The sequence below is a fragment of the Neorhizobium lilium genome (genome assembly GCF_004053875.1).
GTDB lineage: Bacteria > Pseudomonadota > Alphaproteobacteria > Rhizobiales > Rhizobiaceae > Neorhizobium > Neorhizobium lilii.
Genome location: NZ_SBIP01000005.1, coordinates 42,091 through 68,332 on the forward strand (window position 1 = coordinate 42,091; position 26,242 = coordinate 68,332).

Annotated in this window: 21 protein-coding genes and 1 pseudogene; 12 read left to right on the forward strand and 10 right to left on the reverse strand. The window is 61.6% G+C overall.

The features are described 5' to 3' along the window. Positions 1 to 70: 70 nt before the first annotated feature. Together EPK99_RS21125 and EPK99_RS21130 are read right to left on the reverse strand one after the other, a co-directional pair. Positions 71 to 1,108 carry a GlxA family transcriptional regulator gene (locus EPK99_RS21125; RefSeq protein WP_128445081.1) on the reverse strand — a complete coding sequence of 346 codons (1,038 nt, stop codon included), beginning with the start codon at positions 1,106 to 1,108 and terminating at the stop codon, positions 71 to 73. Continuing rightward, a pseudogene (locus EPK99_RS21130) lies at positions 1,105 to 1,658 on the reverse strand (isochorismatase family protein). Before EPK99_RS21130 ends, EPK99_RS21125 begins: the two are co-directional and overlap by 4 nt. Positions 1,659 to 2,543: 885 nt before the next feature. Between EPK99_RS21130 and EPK99_RS21135 the strand changes: the two are divergent. Next, entirely contained in the window at positions 2,544 to 3,674 is a 1,131-nt protein-coding gene (locus tag EPK99_RS21135; protein ID WP_281033485.1) for a polysaccharide biosynthesis/export family protein, read from the forward strand. A 149-nt stretch (positions 3,675 to 3,823) separates the two neighbouring features. Here the strand turns inward: EPK99_RS21135 and EPK99_RS21140 are convergent, their stop codons facing one another. Both EPK99_RS21140 and EPK99_RS21145 read right to left on the reverse strand, forming a co-directional pair. Next, a complete protein-coding gene (locus EPK99_RS21140) occupies positions 3,824 to 4,858 on the reverse strand; it encodes a Gfo/Idh/MocA family protein (protein ID WP_128445083.1) in 1,035 nt (344 codons plus the stop codon). Next, the gene (locus tag EPK99_RS21145; protein ID WP_128445084.1) at positions 4,855 to 5,844 is read right to left on the reverse strand and encodes an MDR/zinc-dependent alcohol dehydrogenase-like family protein; all 990 of its coding nucleotides are present in this window, start codon (positions 5,842 to 5,844) and stop codon (positions 4,855 to 4,857) included. Before EPK99_RS21145 ends, EPK99_RS21140 begins: the two co-directional genes overlap by 4 nt. Before the next feature lie 332 nt (positions 5,845 to 6,176). Here EPK99_RS21145 and EPK99_RS21150 point away from each other — a divergent pair, with 332 nt between their 5' ends. The 8 genes from EPK99_RS21150 to EPK99_RS21185 are packed head-to-tail and all read left to right on the forward strand — an operon-like array spanning position 6,177 to position 15,581. Continuing rightward, positions 6,177 to 7,283, forward strand: a complete 1,107-nt coding sequence (locus EPK99_RS21150) for an NAD-dependent epimerase/dehydratase family protein (protein WP_128445085.1) — start codon at positions 6,177 to 6,179, stop codon at positions 7,281 to 7,283. Beyond that, the gene (locus tag EPK99_RS21155; protein WP_245582518.1) at positions 7,280 to 9,319 is read left to right on the forward strand and encodes an NAD-dependent epimerase/dehydratase family protein; all 2,040 of its coding nucleotides are present in this window, start codon (positions 7,280 to 7,282) and stop codon (positions 9,317 to 9,319) included. Before EPK99_RS21150 ends, EPK99_RS21155 begins: the two co-directional genes overlap by 4 nt. After that, complete coding sequence (locus EPK99_RS21160) at positions 9,316 to 10,428, forward strand: glycosyltransferase family 4 protein (protein ID WP_245582519.1); 1,113 nt, start codon at positions 9,316 to 9,318, stop codon at positions 10,426 to 10,428. Before EPK99_RS21155 ends, EPK99_RS21160 begins: the two co-directional genes overlap by 4 nt. A gap of 2 nt (positions 10,429 to 10,430) precedes the next feature. After that, positions 10,431 to 11,561, forward strand: coding sequence for a CgeB family protein (locus EPK99_RS21165; protein ID WP_128445087.1), 1,131 nt, complete (start codon positions 10,431 to 10,433; stop codon positions 11,559 to 11,561). After that, the gene (locus tag EPK99_RS21170; RefSeq protein WP_128445088.1) at positions 11,558 to 12,649 is read left to right on the forward strand and encodes a CgeB family protein; all 1,092 of its coding nucleotides are present in this window, start codon (positions 11,558 to 11,560) and stop codon (positions 12,647 to 12,649) included. Before EPK99_RS21165 ends, EPK99_RS21170 begins: the two co-directional genes overlap by 4 nt. Next, complete coding sequence (locus EPK99_RS21175; protein ID WP_128445089.1) at positions 12,646 to 13,761, forward strand: CgeB family protein; 1,116 nt, start codon at positions 12,646 to 12,648, stop codon at positions 13,759 to 13,761. The genes EPK99_RS21170 and EPK99_RS21175 overlap by 4 nt, the downstream gene beginning before the upstream one ends. A 17-nt stretch (positions 13,762 to 13,778) precedes the next feature. Next, positions 13,779 to 14,822 (forward strand): UDP-glucuronic acid decarboxylase family protein, encoded by a 1,044-nt coding sequence (locus EPK99_RS21180; RefSeq protein WP_128445090.1) that lies wholly within the window; start codon positions 13,779 to 13,781, stop codon positions 14,820 to 14,822. Between the two features lie 3 nt (positions 14,823 to 14,825). Then, positions 14,826 to 15,581 carry a TIGR04290 family methyltransferase gene (locus EPK99_RS21185; protein ID WP_128445091.1) on the forward strand — a complete coding sequence of 252 codons (756 nt, stop codon included), beginning with the start codon at positions 14,826 to 14,828 and terminating at the stop codon, positions 15,579 to 15,581. A gap of 77 nt (positions 15,582 to 15,658) precedes the next feature. Here EPK99_RS21185 and EPK99_RS21190 read toward each other — a convergent pair whose 3' ends face one another. Next, positions 15,659 to 16,096, reverse strand: a complete 438-nt coding sequence (locus tag EPK99_RS21190) for an Lrp/AsnC family transcriptional regulator (protein ID WP_128445092.1) — start codon at positions 16,094 to 16,096, stop codon at positions 15,659 to 15,661. Between the two features lie 116 nt (positions 16,097 to 16,212). On the opposite strand from EPK99_RS21190, the gene rocF reads away from it, so the two are divergent. Beyond that, a complete protein-coding gene (gene rocF / locus EPK99_RS21195) occupies positions 16,213 to 17,133 on the forward strand; it encodes an arginase (protein ID WP_128445093.1) in 921 nt (306 codons plus the stop codon). Further along, a complete protein-coding gene (locus EPK99_RS21200; RefSeq protein ID WP_128445094.1) occupies positions 17,133 to 18,191 on the forward strand; it encodes an ornithine cyclodeaminase in 1,059 nt (352 codons plus the stop codon). The genes rocF and EPK99_RS21200 overlap by 1 nt, the downstream gene beginning before the upstream one ends. Here EPK99_RS21200 and EPK99_RS21205 read toward each other — a convergent pair. The 4 genes from EPK99_RS21205 to hutI all read right to left on the reverse strand — a co-directional run bounded on the left by EPK99_RS21205 (position 18,188) and on the right by hutI (position 23,406). Further along, complete coding sequence (locus tag EPK99_RS21205) at positions 18,188 to 18,760, reverse strand: HutD/Ves family protein (protein ID WP_128445095.1); 573 nt, start codon at positions 18,758 to 18,760, stop codon at positions 18,188 to 18,190. The two genes, EPK99_RS21200 and EPK99_RS21205, sit on opposite strands and share 4 nt — an antisense overlap. A 141-nt stretch (positions 18,761 to 18,901) precedes the next feature. After that, positions 18,902 to 20,587 carry a urocanate hydratase gene (gene hutU, locus EPK99_RS21210; RefSeq protein WP_128445096.1) on the reverse strand — a complete coding sequence of 562 codons (1,686 nt, stop codon included), beginning with the start codon at positions 20,585 to 20,587 and terminating at the stop codon, positions 18,902 to 18,904. 38 nt (positions 20,588 to 20,625) lie between these two features. After that, entirely contained in the window at positions 20,626 to 22,161 is a 1,536-nt protein-coding gene (hutH, locus tag EPK99_RS21215; RefSeq protein ID WP_128445097.1) for a histidine ammonia-lyase, read from the reverse strand. Positions 22,162 to 22,185: 24 nt separating this feature from the next. After that, positions 22,186 to 23,406, reverse strand: a complete 1,221-nt coding sequence (hutI, locus tag EPK99_RS21220; RefSeq protein ID WP_128445098.1) for an imidazolonepropionase — start codon at positions 23,404 to 23,406, stop codon at positions 22,186 to 22,188. A 108-nt stretch (positions 23,407 to 23,514) separates the two neighbouring features. Between hutI and EPK99_RS21225 the strand changes: the two genes are divergently transcribed. Further along, entirely contained in the window at positions 23,515 to 24,870 is a 1,356-nt protein-coding gene (locus EPK99_RS21225) for a formimidoylglutamate deiminase (protein WP_128445099.1), read from the forward strand. 12 nt (positions 24,871 to 24,882) lie between these two features. On the opposite strand, the gene EPK99_RS21230 is transcribed toward EPK99_RS21225, so the two are convergent. Then, positions 24,883 to 26,226, reverse strand: a complete 1,344-nt coding sequence (locus EPK99_RS21230; protein ID WP_128445100.1) for an LLM class flavin-dependent oxidoreductase — start codon at positions 26,224 to 26,226, stop codon at positions 24,883 to 24,885. Between the last annotated feature and the right edge of the window lie 16 nt (positions 26,227 to 26,242).

Genomic DNA, 26,242 nt, shown 5'->3' on the forward strand with positions numbered 1-26,242 from the left:
ATTTTAAACGCGGCTTAACAATGATGCTCATTGGATCCGACAGAGGGAACCTGCCGGAGGATGCGGCGCATCAGAGTTGCCGGGAGCTGTCCCGCATCTTCACCGGAGGCATCTCGTTCAGCCGGTTCCATACCCTGCGGAACTGCCGTGCCGAGGAAAAGCCGGCGCGCTCGGCGACCATTTCCATGTCGAGGCGTGAACCGGTCACCAGTTCCCGGGCCAGCGCAATGCGTGTCCGGTTGACGTAATCCGTCACGCTCATGCCGACGTGTTCGTTGAACAGCCGGGACAGGTTGCGCGGGCTGGTCGTCGCAATGCTGGCCAGCCGTTCGACGGACCAGTCCCGGGCCGGCTCGGCGCCGATCGCGTCCTGGACCCGGTGAAGCGCCTGGTGGAGGTGGCTGCGTCCCTGCAGCCATGGCGAAAGCTGCGGATCACCGCCGGCCCGGCGAAGATAGATGACAAGCGTTCGTGCCGCGGCGAGCGCCGCGGGATGACCAGCCTCGCGCGCGACGACGGACAGCATGAGATCGATGCCGGTCGTGACGCCGGCGCTGGTCAGCCGCTCGCCGTCCTCCACGAACAGGCGGTTGTCGCGCACCTTGGCGGTCGGTGCCAGCCGGACGAGGTCCGGCAACATCGTGTGATGCGTGGTGCATTCGTAACCTTCGAGAAGGCCCGCCCGAGCCGCGAGCAGGGCGCCTGAGCAGATGGTCAGCAAGGTGGTGCCCGGTCGAATGGTGTCCGATAGCCAGCCGACGATCTGCCTTTCCAGGTCTTCATCGGCGGATCGGCTGAAGGGCCGTGCAAGCAGTGGGTCGCCTGGCAGGGACCCGGCAGGCAGGGGTTCGTCGACGGCGCCTGACACTATCACGAAACCGCACTGCGGAAGCGCGGTCGGCAAGGGTGCGATCCCGGCCAGTGCCAGACCGACGGAACTGTGAACCTCGGGCGCAGGTCCGACATAGGAGATGTCGAACCGGACTGCCGACTGCTCCAGGTTTGCCCGTCGCAGCACTTCGACCGGGCCGGCAATGTCGAGCAGCAGAGCGCGCGGCGGTACAACCACGAAAACCGGAATACACCGTGGTTGCCCGGGGGTGCTCATGCGGCGGCCTTCTCCCTGCTGAATTCCAGCGCTTCGGCGACGGTCGCAATCCGTGCGAAACGGCCTGCCAGCACCAGTTCGGTGCGGGCGCGGATCTCGGCGGCGGACCGGTCGCATCAGTCATCGGGAAGGTCAGTGTGGCTTCACCCACGTAATCGACCTGGTAACCGAGATCCGAAGCGTGGCGCGTGGTGGTTTCGCAGCACTGCTCGGTGCGGATGCCGGAGACGATCAGCCGCCTGATTCCGTTTTCGGTTAGCCAGACGTCCAGCCCGCTGCCGACAAGAGCGCTGTGGCGCTGCTTGTGAAAGACGGCATCCGGCGCGATGCTGAGCGGGGCAAGAGTTTTTACGAAGCCGGAGGCTACTGAAAACAGGCCGGTGTTCTCGACATGAAAGATCTGCACGATCCGAATTCCGGCAGCCTTGGCGCCGTCGATCAGCGACTGTTGGTGCTCGAGATAGGGGCCGAGTTCCTGATCGCGAAAATAGTTGCGGTGACGAAATGATTCCTGGGCGTCGATGACGAGTAGGGCGGTGTCTTGCGGCATCTGGACAGATCCTCCGATTGATATGGAAGCAGCATACGGTGTCGGTGGCCCTGGTCGATGCCGTCAGCAGACGAATAAGGGACATTTCACGCCAAAGATGCGGGCAGGGAGCGCCATCCGGTCAAAAAAAAGGGCATCGAAAACCGATGCCTTGAGTTTGAAGGTCAAAACCTCCAGAGGGGAACAGCAGCCTCACCGGGAACAGCAGGTCCAAGCGCGAGTGCTATCTCTCTTTTAAGTCGGCTGGGCAGACGAAAGAAAGGAACGGAATTTTCCATTTGCAGACGAAAGAGGATGGTCTTTGCTATTCGCCTTCGCGCTCGCCCCCCGGCGCTGACCTTCAAAGTGATGGCGATATGATAATGCTCATACGTCGTGTGTTTAGTTCCATAATCGAGGATATCATTGCTTTATCTTTTAGGTCTCTGAAATAAGCCGAGTCTGGCTTTAGTAAAAAGACCGATCGACTGGCGAAGCACTGCTCCGACAGAACCGGACCGCTGGCGCGAGCGTACCAAATCCCAAAGACAGTCGAACACAGAACAGCTCAGGGGATCGATCCAATGCGATGAACTTCGTCGTCTTGGCAACCGCCGCTGACATTATAAAATATGAAAGCGATGGCCCGCTTTTGAACCATTTCCCATCTTAAAGCAGACATGGCGACTGATTCTCCGTCAGGCAGTATGGCGCCGGTGCGGGGTCATATTCTTCTTTAACAAAAAGCATTAACCCCTGTGTTCTATATGATAATGGGAGCTCCAATTCGAGAATGGAATTCTCGGTTGATCAAGCTTTCCCAGTAGGGTACTGATGCTCACGCTCGGGGGAGCGCCTTATGGTTACTGCTAAGAGTAAAAATGTATGCACTCTCATAAACGTTTGATGCTCGCATCAGCAGTGGCTCTTTGTTCTTTGGCGACCTCCTGCACCGTGATCCCAAGCTCGGGACCAAGTGCCGGCGAGATCCAGAAGGGCTCCCAGACCGTCGATACGCCTTATGTCCTGATCAACGTTACGCAGACAGTTGCCGATCTCCTGTCGACTACACAGGAAAAGCCTCTGGCTGTCGCCTTCGGATCGGCCCGCAAGGGAAGTTCTTCCACCATAGGCGTGGGCGATACGGTCATTGTTTCGATATGGGAAGCGTCTGAGAACGGTTTGTTTTCTGCGGGTACGAGCAAACAAAGCGGCGCACAGATACCGGAGCAGCCGGTTTCTGAGGATGGCATGATCGTCGTGCCTTATGCTGGTGCGGTGCGGGCGGCGGGCCACACGCCGCAGCAGGTGAAGGCTCAGATTGAGAAGGCCTTGTCCGGCATGGCCGTCGAGCCTCAAGTGCTCGTGAATGTCGTGAAGAATAATTCCAATACCGTTACCGTGACGGGCGAGGTCGCAAAGAGCGGCCGAATTTCGCTCGATGCCGGCGGTCAGCGCCTGATAGACGCGATTGCCACTGCAGGCGGGCCGCGGATGGAATCGCACCAATTGGCGGTGCAGATCACGCGAGGAATGCGGACCGAGACCATTCCGATGGAGAAGCTGATCTCGGATCCGCGCGAGAACATCTATGTTCAACCGAATGATGTGATTACCCTCATTCGCCAACCCCGCAGCTTTACGGTCTTTGGCGCGACGATGGCGAATGCCTCGCTTCAGTTCGATGAATCGCAGCTTTATCTCAACCAGGCGCTCGCAAAGGTTGGCGGTCTCAACGACGACCGCGCCAATGCCAAGGGCGTATTTATTTATCGCCGAGAACCTGTTCAGGAGGTACGCCGGTTCGTGCCGACCGCGCGGGCGATGCACTCGGACGGAACCGTCAACGTCATCTATCAGATTGACCTGAAAGACCCGAGTGGCTTCTTCATCTTGAAAAGCTTCAGGGTGAAGAGTGGAGACTTGGTCTACATCGCCAATTCCTCTCTGGCGGAGATTCGGAAGTTCTCGTCCCTCATCGGCACGACCGTTTCTCCGGTGGTGCAGGGGGCATCTGTCGCCACCACCTTGAAATAGTCTGGCTCCGCAAAACGTCCCTTAAGCCTTCGTCGGCGATGGTTGCATCCTTAGGGACATATGTCCCTTGGTTTCGTATAGCGAAACTTGCGGGATCAAGGCTCTCAGTACCTTTATGATTTAGGTGCCGACTGGGCAGCCGCTCAATGTCACGTGCTGGCAGCCTTGTAGATCCCGTCCAGCGTTTCCGTAACCTTCAGGATGGATTCGCAGGCCGGATCATAGGCTCCGCTTTGCGCAAGACGGCTTGCCCAGGCGGCGGCCGCCCGACCACCCCAATCCTCCGGTGGCTCTGCGAGAATCTCCCGGCTGGTCCCGCGAAAGCGCTCTGTCATGAAATCATAGAAGGAACCGCCAACATTGTGCATGGAGGCGCCGCCTTCCGTGCCGAAGAACCTGGCATCGATCACGGCGTCCTGGCCAGCCTGCAGCCTCCAAGAGCAGGTAATCCGTACAACTATGCCGGTTTCCAGCGTGATGGTTGCAACTGCATAGTCCTCGACGCTGTCTGCCAGTGCGTCTAGGGGTTTGCCGCCTGCCATAAGCTGGCTGGTGATGTGTCTGACGGCGGGGAAATCCAGGCACCATAGCGCCATGTCGATCAGATGGACGCCGAGATCCATGACGCAACCGCCGCCCGAGAGGGCACGATCGTAGAACCATGGTTTGTCCGGCCCATAGGCATTGTGGAAGGTCAGGTCCGCAGCAAAGACATGGCCGAGAGCGCCCGCCCGAACGAGTTCCCGGATCTGGCCAAGTCCTGTCGTCTGCCTGTAGGAGAGATCCACATCGAGCAGCCGGTCTGTAGTCTTTGCAGCTTCGATGACTGCGGCGACCTCGCCGCCCGATCGACCGAGCGGCTTCTGACAGAAAACGGCGACCCCGGCGCTCAGCGCCTCGACTGACTGTTGCGCATGCAAGGCGCTTGGGGTGGCGATCACGATGCCGTCCAGATCATGGCGAAGAAGCTCTTCAAGCCCATCCACCATGGCTGCATCGGGCGCGAGCTTGCGCGCTTCCTCTGCCATCTCAGGCGACGGATCGGAAATGGCGACGGCCCGCGCCAGGCCGGTATCCAATATTGCCTTCATCCGGTGGCGACCGATCCAGCCGACCCCGAGGAAGCCAAGCCGCAGCAATGTCGTCTGACCGACGACCTGGTTTTCGGACATCATCTCGTTCATGGATAAGTCACCAGTGCCTTGAGGAAGGCGCCGGGCCTGTCGCGCGTGGCATCCAGCGCCGCGCCCAGTTCCTCCAGCAAATAGCGGTTCGTGTAAAGCGGACTGGGATCGAGCCGGCCTTCGACGACCGCGTCGATCGCCTGACGAATGCCGTCCATGTAGATGGCAGGATCGCGTTCATGGGCGTTGATGACGTCCAGCCCGCGCCAGTTCCACAGCTGCATGTTGACCTGCCGTGGTCCATCCTGATGGTAGCCGGCAATGATGAGACGGCCTCGTTCGCGGGTCAGCTCGGCTGCGAGATCCAACGGCCACTGCTTGCCGACAGCCTCGATGACGCGGTCGCAGAAGCGTCCCTCCGTCGTCGTCCGGACATCCTCGATGATGCGCCAGTGATCGTCCATGACAATGGTTTCGGCGGCTCCCATGCGGCGGGCGATCTGAAGCGATTCCGAGCGGCGGGAAATGGCGATGACGCGGGCTCCGGCCCTGGAGGCAAGCTGGGTGAGGAGGGAGCCAAGGAAGCCGATGCCGACGATTGCCACCGTCTGACCGGCTTTTATATCGCTGCGGTTGAAGATGTTCATGGCGCATCCTAACGGCTCGCCAGGAAAAGGCTGTCCGTCCAATGCCGCCGGCAGCTTTACCACCATGGCTTCATCGGCAATGTCGTGGGTTGCATAGGCATGGTAGCTGAGGGCGGCGACGCGATCGCCGACGTTGACGGAAGACACGCCGGGACCGACGGCATCGACATGGCCCCAGCCTTCATGGCCGAGACCCCCCGGTTCCGTCGGGAATTTCATCCATTCCGGACCCGACCATGGGGTGAGGTTGGACGCACAGACGCCACATCCTTGCAGGCGGATGCGGACCTGACCAGCTTGGGGTGCTGGCAGTGGCACGGTATCGACGATCAATTTTCCCGGGCCGGTAATTATTGCTGCGCGCATAAGATCCGTTCCGGCTTTCGCCATCATATTCATCGGTCGCCTTTCCGCGGGAACATCGAGAGATCAACGGCCGAACTGCCTTGGCAAGGGATAGTTCCGGAAGAAGATGAAGATGTTGAAGAAGCTATGTGAGGTTGCCTGCGTCGTTGTGGCGGCCCTGCTTTCTTCGTCGTTCCGGAAAGGATCTGGTTCTGAGAACGGCGGGGTCAACTACCTGAGCGACGAGACGTTGCCGTGGCTCCGCTTTGGGCGCCGTTCCCTCGGATGTCATTGAAGACAAAGATGTCATTGAAGAAGGAACTTTATGTTCCAGAGCCGGTTCGGAGGGCGGTTATCTCGTCTTTCTCTCGCATCCAGGACATCCAATGGCAGTAATTCTTGTGACTGGTGGTTGTGGTTTTATCGGCCGACACGTGGCCGAGGAGCTTCTTGGCAGCGGCTATCAGGTTCGCATTCTCGACGCGATGATAGACCAGGTTCACGCGGATGCGGAAGCTGCCGTTCCCGATGGTGCCGAGGTCATTCGCGGCGACGTGCGAGACAAGGCGATCGTGGAGAAGGCGCTGGAGAATGTCGATGGCGTCCTGCATCTTGCCGCCGAGGTGGGCGTCGGCCAATCCATGTACGAGATCGCGCGTTATGTCGGCGGCAACGACCTCGGCACCGCAGTTCTTCTAGAGGCGATGATCGGCAAGAAGATCAAGCGCATCGTCGTCGCGTCCTCGATGAGCGTTTACGGCGAAGGACGCTATCAGACCAAGAACGGAATTTCGCTTGATCTGGTGCGGCGCAAGGCGGAACGGATAAAGGCGGGCCAGTGGGCGGCAACCGGGCCTGATGGTGAAGATCTTGTTCCGGTGCCGACAGACGAGGAGAAACCGGTCGATCTGGCCTCCATTTATGCCCTCACCAAATATGCGCAGGAAAAACAGGTCCTCATCTTCGGCGAGGCCTATGGCGTGGAAGCGGTGGCGCTCCGCCTGTTCAACGTCTTCGGTGCAGGCCAGGCCCTGTCCAATCCCTATACGGGCGTACTCGCCAATTTCGCCTCGCGGCTTGCCAACGGGCAGCCGCCGATGATCTTCGAAGATGGCCGCCAACGGCGCGATTTTGTGCATGTCCGCGACGTGGCTCGCGCCTTTCGCCTTGCCTTGGAAAAACCCGCAGCCAGCGGCCATGTCATCAATATCGGCAGCGGCCAGGCCTATACGATTGCTGAGGTCGCCGCCCTTCTGGCAGATGCCATGGGTGTGCCGGACATTGCTCCCGATATCATGAACAAGGCGCGCTCCGGCGATATCCGCAACTGCTTCGCCGATATCTCCAAGGCCCGCGAGCTTCTTGGCTTTGAACCCCAACATCGGCTGGAAAACTCGCTCGGTCCCTTCGCCGAATGGGTGCGCAGCACCGGCGCCATCGACCGCGGCGCCGAAATGAAACGGCAGCTGGAAGAGAGGGGGCTCGTATCGTGACGGTATCCCAGTCTGAAGGCGATCAGCAGTCCCGCGAGTATGGCTTTGTCGAATGGTTTCGGCCTGGGGAATACGAACGGACAGAACGCCTTCTTCCCCAGATCATCGCCAGCGGCGCCAGCTATCTGCGCACCCATCTGTCCTGGGCTGAATATCTGGCGCCTGGCGGCGAAGAGTGGTTCGACTGGCTGATGCCGCAGCTCGGCAGCCAGATCGATCTCCTGCCATGCCTTCATTACACGCCGCCGTCCATGTCGCGAACCGGCCGGGCCAACGGCGCACCGCGCAACCTCAAGTCCTATGCCGATTTTCTGGATCACGTGCTGACGCGCTACGGCAAGCACTTCACCCATGTCGAGCTTTGGAACGAGCCCAACAACCTGCTCGACTGGGACTGGCGCGACGACGGCGATTTTCTGCTGTTCTCCGAGATGATCGGCGGCGCGGCATACTGGGCCAGACAGAGAGGGTTCAAAACGGTTCTTGGGGGGCCATGTCCTTTCGATCCCTTCTGGCTCAATCTCATGGGCGAACGGGGTGTATTGAACGTCTGCGACGCGGTTGGTTTCCATGGCTTTCCAGGCACCTGGGACAGCGAGGAAGGATCCTGGGGCGGCTGGGACATGCACCTGGGCGAAATGCGCAGGATCCTCGATCGCTTCAATGCGGATGCGCAGATCTGGATTACGGAAACAGGCTATTCGACCTGGCGCAGCGACGAGATGGAGCAGGCGCGCCGCTTCATGAAGGCGCTGAGCGTCCCGGCAGACCGCATGTATTGGTATTCCTGGCAGGACGTAGCGCCCGATGTGCCGGTTCAGGAAGGCCTCTGGTTCGATCTGCGCCATTACCATCTCGGTGCCGTCAGCCATGACAACCAGCCGAAGCTCTTGGCCCGTCTTCTTCTCGAGGGCGGCGTTTCGCGTCTCGAAGAGGTTGCGAAACTTGCCGCGCCCAATCTATCGACCGGCGCGTCGCCCATCGTCGTCACCGGCGGCAGTGGGTTCATCGGGTCGAACCTCGCGGACAGTTTCCTGCAGGATGGTGAGGATGTCATCATCCTCGACAATCTAGGGCGCCCCGGTGTCGATCAGAACCTTGCCTGGTTGACGGAGCGCCATGGCGCTCGGGTCCATCCCGTGCTGGCTGATGTGCGGGACCTGCGAGGCATCGAAGCAGCTTTTGCCGACGCGAAAGCCGTTTTCCATTTTGCAGCCCAAACTGCCGTAACCACAAGTCTCGTGCACCCGCTGGACGATTTCGAAGCCAATGCCCGCGGCACGATCAACGTGCTCGAATCCGTCCGCAAGGCGGGTAAGCAGGCGCCGGTGATCTTTGCCAGCACCAACAAGGTTTATGGCGCGTTGGAAGACGTGCAGATGCTTGAGATGGACGACCGTTACATTCCGGCCAATCAGGACATCCGGGCATACGGGATCGGCGAGGACCGCCCCATCAATTTCTGCACGCCGTATGGATGTTCCAAAGGCGTCGCCGATCAGTATGTGCTCGATTATGCCAAGTCCTATGACCTGCCAACGGCGGTCCTGCGGATGAGCTGCATCTACGGCCCGCGCCAGTTTGGCACGGAAGATCAGGGTTGGGTGGCCCATTTTCTTATCCGCGCGTTGTCGGGAGAGGAAATCTCGATCTATGGCGACGGCAAACAGGTTCGCGACATCCTGCATGTGGATGACGCAGTGGCAGCCTATCGCGGGCTTCTTGCATCCATCGAGAGCGTCAAGGGACATGCCTTCAACCTCGGCGGCGGCCCCCTGAATGCGGTCAGCATTCTCAGCGTGCTGCGTGAAATCGAGAAGCTGACGGGCCGGCCTTTGCACACCGAGTTTGGCGACTGGCGGGCCGGCGACCAGTATTATTTCGTGGCCGATACGCGCCTGCTGGAACGTCAGCTGGGCTGGGAAGCGGACGTCCACTGGCGCGACGGCCTGAAACACCTTGCCGAATGGCTGGCTGACAACCGCTTCGGCGGCCGCTCGGTGCTTCAGGAGGAAAAGCGGAAGGTCTCGGCATGACGGACCCGGAACAGGCCAGCGTTGCCCGTATCCTCATGACGATCGATGCCGTTGGCGGCGTCTGGCGGTACGCCATGGATCTGGCGGCGGCCCTGCGCCCGCTTGGCTTCGAGTTCATGTTTGCGGGGCTCGGTCCGCAGCCATCGGAAGAGCAGCGGCAGGAAGCAAGCGCGCTAGGTCCGCTGCTTTGGCTCGACCTGTCCCTGGATTGGATGGTGAAGGAAGAGCGGGATCTGGCCGAAGTCGGACCTCGGATCGCAGAAGTCGCGCGGGCTGAGAAGGTAGATATCCTGCATCTCAACCTGCCTTCGCAGGCAGCTTTGCTGGACACGGATCTTCCGGTCGTGGTCATGTCGCATTCCTGCGTGGTCACCTGGTTTGCCGGCGTGCGTGGCGAGGAGGTTCCTGCGGATTGGGTCTGGCATCGTGGCATCAACCGCCGTGGCCTGGATCGCGCCGACCTCGTGCTGGCACCAAGCCGCAGCCATGCCGCTATGCTGGAGGAAGCTTACGGCACCATCGGCAATCTTCATGTGGTTCATAATGCCAGCAGGACAGAGACCTCCCGTCCCATCAAGAATGATTTCATCGTCGCGGCTGGGCGCTGGTGGGACGACGGCAAGAATGGTCGGGTCCTTGACAAGGCTGCAGGCGCCATCACCTGGCCGGTGGTCATGGCTGGTTCCAACCGTGGGCCTGATAGGCAGTTCCTGCCGATCCGCCACGCCGACCATCGTGGCGAATTGGCACATGACGAGGTCATGGCGCTGATGCGTCGTTCGTCGATCTTCGTATCGCCCTCGCTTTACGAGCCCTTCGGCCTTGCGGCGCTCGAGGCGGCCCGGGTTCACAATGCCCTGGTACTTGCCGATATTCCGACCTACCGCGAGCTCTGGGCAGATGCTGCCTTGTTTGCGGACCCGCAGGATAGCGCAGCATTTACGGCGGCGGTGAACCAGCTGATCGATGACACAAAGCTGCGGGCGCAGATGGCAGCGAAGGCGGCGGAACGCTCTCGCCGGTACGACCTCGCGTCACAGGCGAAAGCCATGTCCGGCCTCTATGCGGGTCTTCTTCGCCGCAATTCCACGCTTTCAGCTGCGGAGTGATCATGAAGTTCGTTTTCTATACCCACTCGCTGATCTCTGACTGGAACCATGGCAATGCGCATTTCCTGCGCGGCGTGATGCGCGATCTGATCCGGCGCGGGCATGAGGCCGTGGCGCTCGAGCCTTCCGATTCATGGAGCCGCAGCAACCTTCTACAAGACCAGGGAAAGGCAGCGCCTGCGGATTTCGCCACCATTTTCCCGGAGCTGCGTTCCGAAATCTACGATACTGATTTCGATCACGAAGCGGCATTGGATGGAGCGGATGTCGTCGTCGTGCATGAATGGACGGAGCCGGCGCTTGTGGCCCAGATCGGCCGCATCCGGGCTGAGGGCCGACAGTTCACGCTGCTTTTTCACGACACGCATCACCGTGCCGTCTCATCCGAGGCCGATATTGCCGGGCTGAGGTTGCGCGACTACGACGGCATCCTTGCCTTCGGGGAGACGCTGCGCCAACGCTATCTTGCGGCCGGATGGGGCAGCACGGTCTTCACCTGGCATGAAGCGGCCGACGACAGCCTGTTCAAGCCGATGCCGGAGGTGGACAAGACGGGCGACCTGATCTGGGTCGGCAATTGGGGCGACGACGAGCGGTCGGGCGAGATCCTTGAGTTCCTTGTCAAGCCGGCCAAGGATCTTGAACTGCACGCACTCGTCCATGGCGTTCGCTATCCGGAGCATGCGCTGCAGGCCCTGAAGGATGCCGGCGTCACCTTCGGCGGCTGGATCGCCAATGCTCGCGTTCCCCACGCCTTTGCCCAACATCGTGTGACGGTCCATATTCCTCGCCGCCCCTATGTGCAGAACCTACCGGGCATTCCTACCATCCGGCCGTTCGAGGCCCTGGCCTGCGGCATTCCCTTGATCTCCGCACCCTGGGACGATGTTGAACATCTGTTCCGGCCAGGCGAGGACTATCTGATCGTCCACAGTGGCGAAGAGATGAAGGCGCAGTTGCGCGACGTGCTTTCGGACTCCGATTTTGCCGCCTCGCTCGCCCGGTCAGGTTGCGAAACCCTGCTTGCCCGCCACACCTGCCGCCATCGCGTGGATGAGCTTCTCTCCATCCTGGCGGATTGCGGGACAGATCGCGTTACCCGGAAACTCGTATCCCTGGAGGCTGCAGAATGAAGATCGCCTTTTACGGTTCCAGCCTTGTCTCTGCCTACTGGAATGGTGCGGCCACCTATTACCGGGGCTTGCTGCGGGCGCTCGCTGAGAAAGGCTACGACATCACCTTCTATGAGCCGGACGTCTACGATCGTCAAAAGAACCGCGATATCGATCCGCCGGAATGGTGCAGGGTCGTGGTCTATGACGGAACGATCGATGCGCTGAAGACCGTCGCCGCACGGGCAGGCGAGGCGGATATCGTCGTCAAGGCAAGCGGTGTCGGCTTCGAAGACGATCTCTTGCTGGACGAAGTTCTGCGTGCCGCCAGACCTTCCGCGCTGAAGACCTTCTGGGACGTGGACGCGCCGGCGACGCTTGGCGAGTTGCGCGCATCTCCCGATCATCCGCTGCGCCAGGCGCTTTCTGCAATCGATCTCGTGCTGACCTATGGCGGCGGCGATCCGGTCGTGAATGCCTATCGTTCGCTCGGCGCGCGTGACTGTATCCCCATCTACAATGCGCTCGACCCGATGACGCATCATCCGGTGGCTGCGGATACCAGGTTTGCCGCCGATCTCGGCTTTCTTGGAAATCGCCTGCCGGACCGGGAGGCTCGTGTCGAGCATTTCTTCCTGGAGCCGGCGGCAAGGCTGCCAAGCACAAACTTCCTGCTCGGCGGCTCCGGCTGGAGCGACAAGCCGATGGCCGACAATGTCAACTATATCGGCCATGTCTCGACCCGGGATCACAACGCCTTCAACGTGACGCCGAAAGCTGTGCTCAACATTTCGCGTGCCAGCATGGCGGAAAACGGCTTCTCGCCGGCGACCCGCGTGTTCGAAGCGGCCGGTGCCGGTGCCTGCCTCATCACCGACTACTGGGAAGGGATAGAACTGTTCCTGAAGCCGGACGAGGAGGTTCTGGTAGCCCGTGACGGCCAGGATGTGGTGGATGTTCTGGCAGGTCTGACGACCGAAAGGGCGCAGCTCATCGGCAGGAAATCTCTGGACCGGGTGCTGGCCGACCACACCTATGCGAGCCGCGCCGTTACCGTCGATGCCATCTTCCGGGCGCATGCCGCCCAGCGGATGGAGGCCGCCGAATGACCAAGCCCCTCGACATCGTGGTCATCGGGCTGTCGCTGTCCTCCTCCTGGGGAAACGGCCACGCCACGACGTTTCGTGCGCTTATCCGCGGGCTGAACCAGCAGGGGCATCGGGTGCTGTTCCTGGAGCGGGACGTCCCTTGGTATGCCAGCCAGCGCGACCTGCCTGCCCCCGATTTCTGCCAGCTTGAATATTATTCGGCCTTGGCCGAGCTGACGGGCAAATTTGGCGGCGCGATCCAGTCTGCCGATGCGGTGATCATCGGTTCCTACGTGCCGGAGGGCGTGGCGGTCATCGATGCGGTGGCGGCGCTGTCGCCGAGGCGGCTGTGCTTCTACGATATCGACACGCCCGTGACGCTGGCCAAGCTCGATCGTGGCGAGGAGGAATATCTGGCGCTGGAGCAGATCCCGGTCTTCGACGCCTATTTCTCGTTTTCCGGCGGCGAGGTGCTGACAAGGTTGGAACGGGACTACCACGCCCGCCAAGCAGTGGACCTCTACTGCTCCGTGGACGCGGAACGCTACTACAATACCGGTGAGCCTCAGGAATGGGACCTCGGCTATCTCGGCACCTACAGCCCGGATCGCCAGCCCACGCTTGAGCGCCTGCTGATCGAGCCGGCGCGCGCCTTGCCGCATCTGCGCTTCGTGGTCGCGGGGCCGCAATATCCTACGACGATCGAATGGCCGTCCAATGTGGAGCTGATCGACCACCTGCCGCCTCACGACCACCCAAGCTTCTATAGCCGGCAAAGATTTACCCTGAACGTGACCCGCGCCGACATGATTGCGGCCGGGTGGTCACCGAGCGTGCGGCTGTTCGAAGCGGCCGCCTGCGGCACACCTATCATCAGCGACTATTGGCGCGGCCTGGACGAGGTCTTTCCGGACGGCGAGGCGGTCTGCATTGCCCGCAGCGGCGAGGATGTCGTCAAGGCGTTGACGCAGATGGACGAGCAGCACCGGAAGGCCATGAGTCTTGCTGCCAAAGTTCGGGTGATGCAGTCGCACACCGGCGCTGCCCGAGCAAAGCAGTTGGTGTCGGCGCTGGAGGGTCTGCCGGAGCGCCTGTCGCAACGAGCCCCAGCGCTCGACACAGTTTCAGCATGAGGAGTGAGGAGAACGTGATGTTGCAGCGAGTTCGTGACGGAAAGACCAAGACCATCCTCGTGGCCGGCGGTGCCGGATTTGTCGGCTCGCATCTGTGCGACTCGCTGCTGCTGCGGGGGAACAGGGTGATCTGCGTCGACAGTTTCCTGACAGGCTCCAAAGCCAATGTCCGGCCGCTGGAAAATCATCCGAATTTTCGCCTGATCGAGAAGGATATCTGTGGTCTCTTCGACATCGATGAGCCGGTGGATCAGGTCTACAATCTTGCCTGCGCCGCTTCGCCGCCGCAGTACCAGGCGGATCCTATGCACACGATGATGACCTGCGTCACGGGAACGGCGAACCTGCTGTCGATTGCGGAGCGTCACGGCGCCTCCTTCCTGCAGGCCTCGACCAGCGAAGTCTATGGCGACCCGGAAGAGCATCCGCAGCGCGAGGATTACCGTGGCAATGTGAGCTGCACCGGACCACGCGCCTGTTACGACGAGGGCAAGCGCGCTGCCGAAGCCCTTTGCTTCGACATGCTTCGGGCCGGCCGCACGGACGCCCGTGTGGTGCGCATCTTCAATACTTATGGCCCGCGCATGCAGCCCAATGACGGTCGCATCGTGTCCAACCTCCTGGTTCAGGCCATCTCCGGAAGCCCGCTCACCATCTACGGCAGCGGCGAACAGACGCGCTCCTTCTGCTTCGTGACCGACCTAGTGGCAGGGCTGATGGCGCTGATGGATGTCGATCCGAATCCGGGCGTACCGGTCAATATCGGTAATCCCGGCGAGTTCACCATCAACGAACTGGCGGAGATGGTGGTGGCCATGGTTCCAACCGCATCCGAGATCGTTTATCGGCCCTTGCCAATGGACGATCCGCAGCGCCGCCGTCCGGATATCAGCCGCGCGCAGCAATTGCTCGGCTGGGAGCCAAAGATCGCGCTTGCGGAAGGCCTGCAGCAGACGGCCGACTGGTTCATCTCTGCGCTGGCCGAGCGTGGGTCTCGCCCGAAGACTGTCCGGGCACAGCAACGGCCTGACCTCACCAAGGAATTGTCGATCGGAGCCTGAGGCATGCACGCGCAAAAAAGGCATGACCACGAGCTTGAGCGACAGATTTCCGAACTAGGTCCCTGGTTCCAGAACATCGATATCAGGGGCATCCCGACGGCGCCGGATCATTTCCTGGGGAACTATCCGGCCTTCAAGTGGCGCGGCTTCCAGCATGTGATGCCGGAGGATTTGGAAGGCCGCAGCGTGCTGGATGTTGGCTGCAATGCGGGCTTCTATTCCTTCGAAATGAAAAAGCGCAATGCGGGCCGGGTGTTGGGCATTGATGCCGATCCGCATTATCTGCGGCAGGCGCGGTTCGTGGCGGAGCAGACAGGCGTCGATGTCGAGTTCCGCCAGATGTCGGTCTACGATGTCGGTAAGATTGGCGAGAAGTTTGATCTCGTGATCTTCATGGGCGTTCTCTACCACCTGCGCCATCCCTTGCTGGCGCTCGACCTGCTGTACGAGCACGTCGTCGGTGATCAGATGCTGTTCCAGTGCCTTCAGCGCGGCGACGAGCGCGTACCGGAGCTTGGGGAAAACTACGACTTTTCGGAATGGGCGCTGTTCGACCGGCCGGACTATCCGAAGCTTTTCTTCGTCGAAGAGCGCTATGCTTCCGATCCCACCAACTGGTTCATCCCCAACAGGCCGGCCATGGAGGCGATACTGCGCAGTTCCGGCTTCGTCATCGAGGCGCATCCGGAACGGGAGGTCTATCTGTGCCGGCGGGGTCAGCGCCACTATGCGGTGGAGCCTCCGCCGAAACCTGCCTGAGCAAGGCGGCCGCGTTTGCGTTGGAACCCGCATTCGAACGCTTTGTTTCCGGCGCTCTCGCCGCTGCCTCGTTTCAGTTAGAGCCGCGCCTTCGTGCTGCGAGGTGTTGCCAGCAGAAGATTGGTTTCGCTCGCGGTAATGCCCTGAACGAGCCTGATGCGGCGCAGGACGCTGTCCAGCTCGGCAAGCGTTGCCGCGCCCAGTTCGACGATCAGGTCCCAGCGCCCGTTCGTGGTGTGTACCGCCGAAATCTCCGGGAAGCCTCCAAGGCCTTTGATGACCCTGTCGGTCACATGGCCCTCGATCTCGATCATCATGATGCCGCGTACCGGCAGTTCCACTGCATCCGCCCGCAGGATGACCGTGTAGCCGATGATGCCGCCGCTCTTTTCCAGCTTCTCCATGCGCGCCCGCACGGTGGCACGGGAGACGCCAAGCTCGGCCGCCAGGTCGGAGACGCTTCGCCGCGCGTTATGGCGCAGCAGCGTGATCAATTTGTTATCGAAGTCATCCATGATCAATATGCAAAGTTTGGCTGCCGTTTTGGTAGATCAAGCTGCCGAAGATGACAATCCGTGCTGTACACATTGCCATCGCCCCGTGGTCAAATCACCTGAAATGGAGAAACAGGATGCACTGCAAATTGATCGGCGTACCCCTTCAGGATGGCGCATTGCGGCTCGGCTGCGAAATGGGTCCGAGCGCGCTGAGGACGGCAGGCATGAAGCCGGCGCTCGAGGAGTTGGGACATCGTGTAAGCGATCTCGGCAATGTGGTGCCGACCGAATTCGAGGATCTGCGCCATCCCAATCCAGCCATTCGCCGGCTCCCAGAGATTGTCGCCTGGACGAAGCTGCTGGCCGAAGTTTCCTACCGCGAGAGCGAAGACGGAATGCCGATCTTCATGGGCGGCGATCATGCTATGGCAGCGGGCATCATTCCCGGCCTGTCACGCCGGGCTGCGGAAAAGCAACGCCCCTTCTTCGTGCTGTGGCTCGACGCCCATACGGATTTCCACTCGCTGGAGACGACCGGAAGCGGCAATCTGCACGGCGTGCCTGTGGCCTATTTTACCGGGCAGCCCGGATTTGACGGCTACCTTCCGGCGCTGCCGCATCCGGTGGACCCCGCCAATGTCTGCATGATCGGCATTCGCAGCGTCGATCCGGCGGAACGCAAGGCCTTGAAAGCGACCGGCGTTACCATTCACGACATGCGCTCCATCGATGAGCATGGCGTGGCTGCCGTGCTGCGCGATTTCATTGCCATGGTCGAGGCTGCCGACGGGCTGCTGCATGTGAGCCTCGACGTCGATTTTCTCGATCCTTCGGTGGCGCCGGCCGTCGGCACGACCGTGCCTGGCGGCGCAACCTTCCGCGAGGCGCATCTCGTCATGGAGATGCTGCATGACAGCGGTTTGGTGGCGAGCCTCGATCTCGTGGAGCTCAATCCCTTTCTCGACGAGCGCGGACGCACCGCCACCCTGCTCGTCGATCTCACCGCGAGCCTGATGGGCCGCCAGGTCATGGACCGTCCGACAAGGAGCTACTGATGCCTGCTACCGACCAGCTCAATATCGTTCCCTTCATCAGCGTCGAGAACATGATGGATCTCGTGCTGACGACCGGGACCGAGACCTTTCTTCGAGAGCTGGCCGGTTATGTGGAGGAGGATTTCCGCAGATGGGAAAGCTTCGACAAGGTCGCTCGCGTCGCCTCGCATTCGCATGACGGGGTGATCGAGCTGATGCCGACCAGCGACGGAACGCTCTACAGCTTCAAATACGTCAACGGCCATCCGAAGAATACGCGCAATGGCCGGCAGACCGTGACGGCTTTCGGCGTCCTGTCGGATGTGGATAGCGGCTACCCGCTGCTTTTGTCCGAGATGACGATCCTGACGGCGCTTCGGACCGCGGCGACCTCGGCCGTCGTGGCGAAACACCTGGCGCCCAAGGGTGCGCGAACCATGGCCGTGATCGGCAACGGCGCCCAGAGCGAATTCCAGGCGCTGGCATTCAAGTCCCTGCTCGGCATAGATCGGCTGCGGCTCTACGACATCGATGCCGCGGCGACGGAACGCTGTCGTCGCAACCTGCAGGGGTTAGGATTGACGATCGAGGCCTGCCGTTCCACCGAAGAAGCCGTGGAAGGGGCGCAGATCGTCACCACCGTCACGGCCGACAAGCAGAATGCGACGATCCTGACCGACAACATGATCGGGTCGGGCGTTCATATCAACGCGGTCGGCGGCGATTGCCCGGGCAAGACGGAGTTGCACCGCGATATCCTGCTGCGCTCGTCCATCTTCGTGGAATATCCACCGCAGACGCGTGTCGAAGGCGAGATCCAGCAATTGCCGCAGGATTATCCGGTGACCGAGATCTGGCGGGTGATCAATGGCGAGATTGCCGGCCGGGAATCCGCATCGCAGATCACGCTGTTCGACAGCGTCGGCTTTGCGACGGAGGATTTTTCCGCGCTCCGCTACGTGCATGACAAGCTGCGCAATAGCGACTGCTTCCAGAAGCTCGACCTGCTTGCCGATCCGGACGAGCCGCGCGATCTGTTCGGCATGCTGTTGCGTCGTGAAGCACTGACTATTGCCTAAGCGCTCGCGGCAGGTGTGATGTCGATAAGGAAGACGGTTGTTTCCGTCTCGAAATGCAGGACCGCAGGGGCTTCGCCCTTATCGAGCACCAAAGCGTCCAGCGGACTTAGAGCAAGATCACCGAGCCGCGCTTCCTTCGCCACAACGACCATGGTCAGGTCCGCTTCCGGGGTCACGCTCATCTCGCCGGAGCTGACAACTCGCCGGACGCGATGGGTGAATCTGCCCCGTCGGGTCATGACGTTGAGGTCCGAGATGGGGCCGCCGGTCAAGGTCGCTGTCGTCCTTGCATCGCCGGGAAAAGCGTAAGGCTGCGACGCCTGCTTGAGAAGAACAGGCGCATGCCCTTCTACGGTAAGCTCCATGCCATCGCCGGTCAGGATGCTCAAGGTACGGTCGATCCCATCGAAGACGGAGAAAGGTCCGTCCTCGGCGACCATGGCCATGCTGATCCGCCAGTCGAACGTCTCGACGCTGGCGCCCGGCGGGAAGACGGCGATCTCCACCGTCTCTCCCTTGCCGTTCTTCCACGGCATGCGCTTGTACTTGGCTGAGCGCAGGATCTTCATTGGTGTTCTCCGTTCGGAAGCGAAGGCATCCCGATTCACCGTCATGTTCGGGCCTGTCCCGAGCATCTAACCACGCCTCATCCGCAGCACTGTGGTCAGATCCTCGGCACAAGGCCGAGGATGACGTTCGTAGCGGATGGTTCAATTCCCGAGGATGCCGGGCAGGCGCAGACCTTTTTCCTCGGCGCATTCTATTGCAATCTCGTAGCCGGCATCGGCATGGCGCATGACGCCGGTTGCCGGGTCGTTCCAGAGGACGCGTTCGAGGCGACGGTCGGCATCTTCCGAGCCATCGGCGCAGATGACCATGCCGGAGTGCTGGGAAAAGCCCATACCGACGCCGCCGCCGTGATGCAACGAAACCCAGGTCGCGCCCGATGCCGTGTTGAGCAGGGCGTTGAGAAGCGGCCAGTCGGAAACGGCGTCGGAGCCGTCCTTCATCGCTTCCGTTTCACGGTTGGGGGATGCGACCGAGCCCGAGTCCAGATGGTCGCGGCCGATGACAACAGGTGCCGAAAGTTCGCCGTTGCGGACCATTTCATTGAAGGCGAGGCCGAGCTTGTGACGGTCGCCGAGGCCGACCCAGCAGATGCGCGCCGGCAGTCCCTGGAAGGCGATGCGTTCGCGGGCCATGTCCAGCCAGTTGTGCAGGTGCTTGTTGTCCGGCAGCAGTTCCTTCACCTTGGCGTCGGTCTTGTAGATGTCTTCCGGATCGCCGGATAGTGCCGCCCAACGGAAGGGGCCAATGCCGCGGCAGAATAGCGGACGGATATAGGCCGGTACGAAGCCCGGGAAGGCGAAGGCATTTTCAAGGCCTTCGTCCTTGGCGACCTGGCGGATGTTGTTGCCGTAGTCGAGGGTCGGAACCCCGGCATCCCAGAAGGCGACCATGGCTTCCACGTGTTGCTTCATCGAAGCGCGGGCGGCAGCTTCCACGGCTTTCGGATCGCTCTCGCGCTTGGCTTTGTGTTCGGCTACGGTCCAGCCCAGCGGAAGATAGCCGTTGAGGGGGTCATGGGCCGAGGTCTGGTCGGTGACGATGTCCGGGCGCGGGCCGCCGGCCTTCATGCGGCGCACGAGTTCCGGGAAGATCTCGGCCGCGTTGCCGAGCAGGCCGACGGACTTGGCCTCGCCGGCCTTCGTCCACTGGTCGATCATTGCGAGCGCTTCGTCCAGGCTCGATGCCTTGGCGTCGACATAGCGGGTGCGCAGACGGAAATCGATACGCGTTTCGTCGCTCTCGACGGCAAGGCAGCAGGCGCCTGCCATGACGGCTGCCAACGGCTGGGCGCCGCCCATGCCACCGAGGCCGCCGGTTAGTATCCACTTGCCCGTGAGGCTTCCATTGTAATGCTGGCGACCGGCCTCGACGAAAGTCTCGTAAGTGCCCTGCACGATGCCTTGCGTGCCAATATAGATCCATGAGCCGGCGGTCATCTGGCCGTACATGGCCAGGCCCTTCTTATCCAACTCGTTGAAATGATCCCAGGTCGCCCAATGGGGGACGAGGTTGGAATTGGCGATCAGCACGCGCGGCGCATCCTTGTGGGTGCGGAACACGCCGACCGGCTTGCCGGACTGGACGAGAAGTGTCTCTTCCTCTGTCAATGTCTTCAGCGTCGCAACGATTTTGTCGAAGTCGTCCCAGGTGCGGGCGGCGCGGCCGATACCGCCATAGACGACCAGCTCATGCGGATTTTCCGCCACGTCCGGATCCAAGTTGTTCATAAGCATGCGCAGCGGCGCTTCCGTCATCCAGCTCTTGGCGTTGAGCTCCGATCCGCGAGGGGCGCGGACGTCGCGGATATTGTGACGCGGGTTGATCATCGGGGTCCTCTCAAGGATGGTTCGTCGGGTGGGGCAGGTCAGGAATTCAGAGCCGGAAGCAGTCCCTCGGAAACGCTGCCGATCAGGCGGCCATCGGCCACCAGAGCGGTTGCGGCTTCCAGATCGGGTGCAAGGTAGCGGTCCTCTTGGAGGGTAGGCACGACCGAGCGAAGGCAGACGATCGCGCTCTGCAGTTCAGGGCTGGTGGTCAGGGGTGCACGGAAATCGATTCCCTGGGCAGCCGTCATGGCCTCGATGCCGATAATGCCGAACAGATTCTGCGTCATAGTAAGCAGGCGGCGGGCGCCATGGCAGGCCATGGAGACATGGTCTTCCTGGTTGGCGGAGGTGGGTGTGGAATCGACCGATGCCGGGTGCGACATCTGCTTGTTCTCGCTCATCAGAGCGGCGGAAGTGACTTCGGCAATCATCAGGCCGGAGTTCAGGCCGGGCTTCAATGCGAGGAATGCGGGCAAGCCGTAGGACAGGGCCGGATCGACCATGAGGGCAACGCGCCGCTGGGCGATCGCGCCGATCTCGCAGATGGCGATAGCGATCTGGTCGGCGGCAAAGGCGACGGGCTCGGCATGGAAATTGCCACCGGAGACGACACTGCCATCGGACAGAACCAAGGGATTGTCGGTCACGGCATTGGCTTCGATCTCGAGCGTGCGGGCCGCCATGCGCAGCAGGTCCAGGCAGGCGCCGTCCACCTGGGGCTGGCAGCGGATGCAGTAGGGGTCCTGGACCCGCTCGTCGCCCTCCAGATGGCTCTGGCGGATGACCGAGCCCTCCAGCAGCGCTCGAAGAGCCGTCGCCGTATCGATCTGGCCCTTGTGGCCGCGCAATGTGTGAATATCAGCCGTAAACGGCGCCGATGAACCCATGGCGGCATCCGTAGACATGGCGCCGGTGATCAAGGCTGCCTGGGCGGCGCGGTGAGTACGGAAGAGGCCGGCGAGCGCCAGCGCAGTCGATGCCTGGGTGCCGTTGATCAGAGCAAGACCTTCCTTGGCGGCAAGCACCACGGGACGCAAACCTGCACGTGCCAGGGCCTCTGCGCCGGTCAGTCTTTCGCCGGCAAAGTATGCTTCGGCCTCCCCCATCATCACCGCAGCGAAATGGGCAAGTGGGGCGAGATCGCCCGAAGCGCCGACGGAGCCTTTTTCGGGAATGACCGGGGTCACGCCCTTTTCCAGCATGTCTTCGATGAGGCGGACCAGTTCCAGCCGGACGCCGGATGCGCCGCGCCCGAGCGAAATCAGTTTCAGCGCCATGATGAGGCGGGTGATCTCTTCCGGCAAAGCCGCGCCGACGCCGCAGCAATGGGAGAGGATGAGGTTTCGCTGGAGAGTGGCGGTATCGGCCGAGTCGATCTTGATCGAGGCAAGCTTACCGAAGCCGGTATTGATGCCATAGACCGGTTCGTTGCCGGAGGCGATGGCGGCAATGCGCGCGGCGGCCTTCTCGATCCCCGCATCGAAGCTGCGGTCGAGCCGCACGGGAGACTTGTTCCAGTAGATCGCCGCGAGATCCGAAAGCGGCACGGCACCTGGATGGAGAGTGATGGTCATGGCGTCCCTGCTCGGTTCAAAGCTCTAGAAAGTAGGCATGCCGCGCCACACCCTCTGGTGCAGCGGGTTGAAGCCCATGCGGTAGACGAGTTCAGCCGGCCTCTCGACATCCCAGATGGCGAGATCTGCCGATTTGCCAGGTTCGAGCGTGCCGATTTCCGCCAGCTTTCCCAGCGCCCGGGCGGCCTCGCGCGTCACGCCGGCAAGGCATTCCTCCACCGTCAGCCCGAACAGGGTGGCGCCCATGTTCATCGTCAGCAGCAGGGAGGTGAGCGGCGAGGTGCCGGGATTGTTGTCCGTCGCGAGCGCCATGTTCACGCCGTGGCTGCGGAAGAGATCGATCGGCGGCTTCTTCGTCTCGCGGATGAAGTAGAAGGCGCCGGGCAGGATGACGGCGACCGTTCCCGCTTTAGCCATGGCGGCAGCACCTTCGTCGTCCGTATATTCGAGATGATCGGCGGAGAGGGCGCCGTAATCCGCGGAAAGTTTTGCGCCGCTGAGATTGGACAGCTGGTCGGCATGCAGCTTGACCGGAAGGCCAAGGCTTCGGGCGAGATCGAAGACCTGCCGCATCTCGTCTGGCGAAAACGCGATGCCTTCGCAGAAGCCGTCCACCGCATCGACCAAGCTCAGTTCATGCGCCTGTTTGAGGGCCGGGAGAACCACATCGCGGATAAATTCGGCATTGCGGCCTTTGTATTCCGCAGGCGTGGCGTGAGCACCGAGATAGGTGGCGGTGACAGAGACCGGACGCTGCTGGGCAAGCTGTCGTGCGGCGCGCAGCATTTTCAGTTCGTCGTGGATGGTCAGCCCGTAGCCGGACTTGACCTCGACCGTCGTCACGCCTTCGCGAATCAGCGCGTCGAGGCGCGGCAGGGACTGACGGACGAGTTCCGCTTCATCGGCAGCGCGAAGTTGGGTGACGGAGGACACGATGCCGCCGCCCGCGCGGGCAATCTCCTCGTAGCTCGCGCCTTCCAACCGCATTTCGAACTCGCGGGCACGGTCGCCAGCGTGAACGAGATGCGTGTGGCAATCGACAAGGCCGGGGGTAATGAGACGCCCTTGGCAATCGATCGTTTCAATGCCAGCAAGATCGTTGGGGAGATCGGATTGCGGGCCGGCAAAGACGATGCGGCCATCGCGGACGGCAAGAGCGCCATCTTCCTCCAGACCCATTCCCGGCGCGCCTTCGGCCAGCGTGAGAAGGCGGGCGTTTTTCCAGATGCGGTCGCCTTCAGCCATCAAGGCCACTCCCGATTTGTCCGCTTGTTCCCGTAAGATTTTTTCATTATGTATATACTTAATGAGCCGAGGCGCAAGCCTTTTTGACAGGCCGCGGGGAACGACCGGATGACGACGATTTTTGCCGAGCAGGTGCTGACATCGGAAGGCTGGCGCAAGAACATGCGCCTGTCCGTGCAGGAAGGAAAGATCGTTTCCCTGGAGCCTGATACAGCGCCAGCCCCCGGGGACGACGTGCAGGCAGTGGTCCTTCCGGCGATGGCGAACCTGCACAGCCACGCTTTCCAGCGTGGCATGGCAGGGCTTGCGGAACTGCGCGGCCCGACGGCGGACAGTTTCTGGAGCTGGCGAAACGTGATGTATCACTTCGCGCTCTCCATGAGCCCGGAGCAGATGGAAGCCATCGCCGCCCAGCTTTATGTGGAGATGCTGGAAGCGGGCTTCTGCCGCGTTGGCGAGTTCCACTATCTGCATCATGACCGGGACGGTCGGCCCTATGCCAATCTGGCGGAGATGGCGGAGCGCATCGTCGCCGCGACGGACGAGACCGGCATCGAACTAACGCTCCTGCCTGTCTTCTACGCCCATTCCGGTTTTGGCGGCCTCGCCCCGGTCGAAGGCCAGCGGCGCTTCATCAATGATCTGGGCCGGTTCGCGGCCTTGCTGGATGCCTGCCAGACACTGGGCAAAGACCGTGCCGCAATGGTCACCGGGATCGCGCCGCATAGTCTTCGCGCCGTCACGCCGGAGGAGTTGCGCGCACTGACGGCGCTGCCGTTCGACGGACCGATCCACATCCATGCGGCGGAGCAGGTGAAGGAAGTCGATGACAGCCTTGCCTGGTCCGGCCAGCGGCCGATCGAATGGCTGCTCGACCATGCGGAGCTTTCGGAGCGCTGGTGCCTGATCCATGCGACGCATATGACCGAGGTGGAAGTGACCGGCATGGCGCGCAGCGGCGCGATCGCCGGCCTCTGCCCGATCACGGAGGCGAACCTCGGCGACGGCATATTCCCGGCGCCCGGTTTTCTGGATGCGGGCGGCCGGTTCGGCGTCGGCTCCGATTCCAATGTCCTGATCGGGTTGACCGACGAACTGCGGCAGCTGGAATATTCGCAGCGGCTCGGAAGCCGCGCCCGCAATGTCGTGGCCGAAAGCGGCGGATCGAGCGGCCGCCGGCTGTTCGATGGTGCTAGCGCGGGTGGCGCGGCGGCGCTCCGCTGCGAGACTGGAATTGCCGAAGGGCGGCCTGCCAACCTCGTCAGCCTGTCCATGCAGCACCCGATCCGCTTCGAGGGCGACCGACTGCTCGACAGCTGGATCTTCGCCAATGGGGCATCCGTCGACAGTGTCTGGGTGGCGGGCCGCAAACTTGTAGAGAGCGGGCGGCATATCCGGCGTGATGCCGTGGCCCACCGCTTCCGCAAAGCGATGGGCGAGTTGTTGGCTGAATTTGCCGGCTAAGCGTCTGCTACCCTAACGCGCGGCTGTGTAGCGATTGACCGGGGTGGAGAGGCCGAGGTTCTGGCGGAGCGTCGTGCCCTCGTATTCCTCCCGGAAGAGGCCGCGGCGGCGCAGCTCAGGTACGACCAGTTCCACGAAATCCGTGAGGCTGGCCGGCAGGGTCGGGAACATCAGGATAAAGCCGTCCGCGGCACGGGTCTCGAACCACTCTTCCATGAAGTCGGCAATCTCCTTCGGCGTGCCGGTGATGCCATTGCCGGTGCTTTTTTCGGCGTAGTGACGGATCAGGTGGCCGAGCGTGTGTCCCTGGCGGATGAAGTCCGTCAGTTCCTCGAACAGGGCCTTCGAGCCCTTGGGCTCGCTCGGAAGCCGCTCCATCGGAAAGGGCTCGTCGAGGGCTGCCCCTGAAAGATCGGTCTCCAGGAACTCGCCGAGCATCCAGCGGCCCACGTCCGGGTGCAGATTGTCGATCAGGAAATCGACCTTGGCCTGGGCTTGCGCCTTCGTCTCGCCGACATTGACGACGATGCCCGGCATCATCTTCAGGTCGTTCTGGTCGCGACCGAATTTGGCCATGCGGTCCTTCACGTTGCGGTAGAAGGCGCCGTTGCGTTCCGGGCTGGAGGCGAGGCTGAAGACGATCTCGGCGGTACGGGCTGCAAGCTCCATTCCTGCTTCCGATCCACCGGCCTGGGCGATGACCGGCCTGCCTTGCGGCGTCGATGCGATGTTGAGCGGACCGCGGACCTGGAAGTGTTTGCCCTTATGGTTCAGCGTATGCAGCTTGTCCTTGTCGTAATAGACACCGCTCGATCGGTCGAGCAACAGGGCATCCGCCTCGAAACTGTCCCAGAGGCCGAAGACGACATCGACGAACTCCGCCCCTTTCTCATAGCGCAGCGCATGCGGATCGAGACCCTCGCGGTTGAAGTTGTAGCCGGTCTCGTCATGGTCGGACGTGACCACGTTCCAGCAAGCGCGACCGCCGCTCAGGTGATCGATGGAAGAGAAGATGCGCGCGAGGTTGTAGGGTTCGTAATAGCTGGTCGAGGCGGTGGCGACGAAGCCCAGGCGCTCCGTCAGGGTGGCGAGTGCGGTGATCAGCGTCAGGGGTTCGAAGCGGTTCATCTTGGTGGGCGACCGAGACAGGGCTTCCGGATCGCCGATAGCGGCGGCAGGAGAGTCGGCCACGAACATGAAGTCGAACTTCGCTGCTTCCGAAATCCTCGCGACGTCGAGAAGATGCTCGATTCGGTTGGCGCCGTTGACGTCGCTCGCCGGATGCAGCCAACTCGCCGGGTTGAAGCCGAAGGTGTAGACGAAGGTTCCAAGTTTCAGCTTGTCGTCACGTGCCATCGTCGTCAGCTCCTGG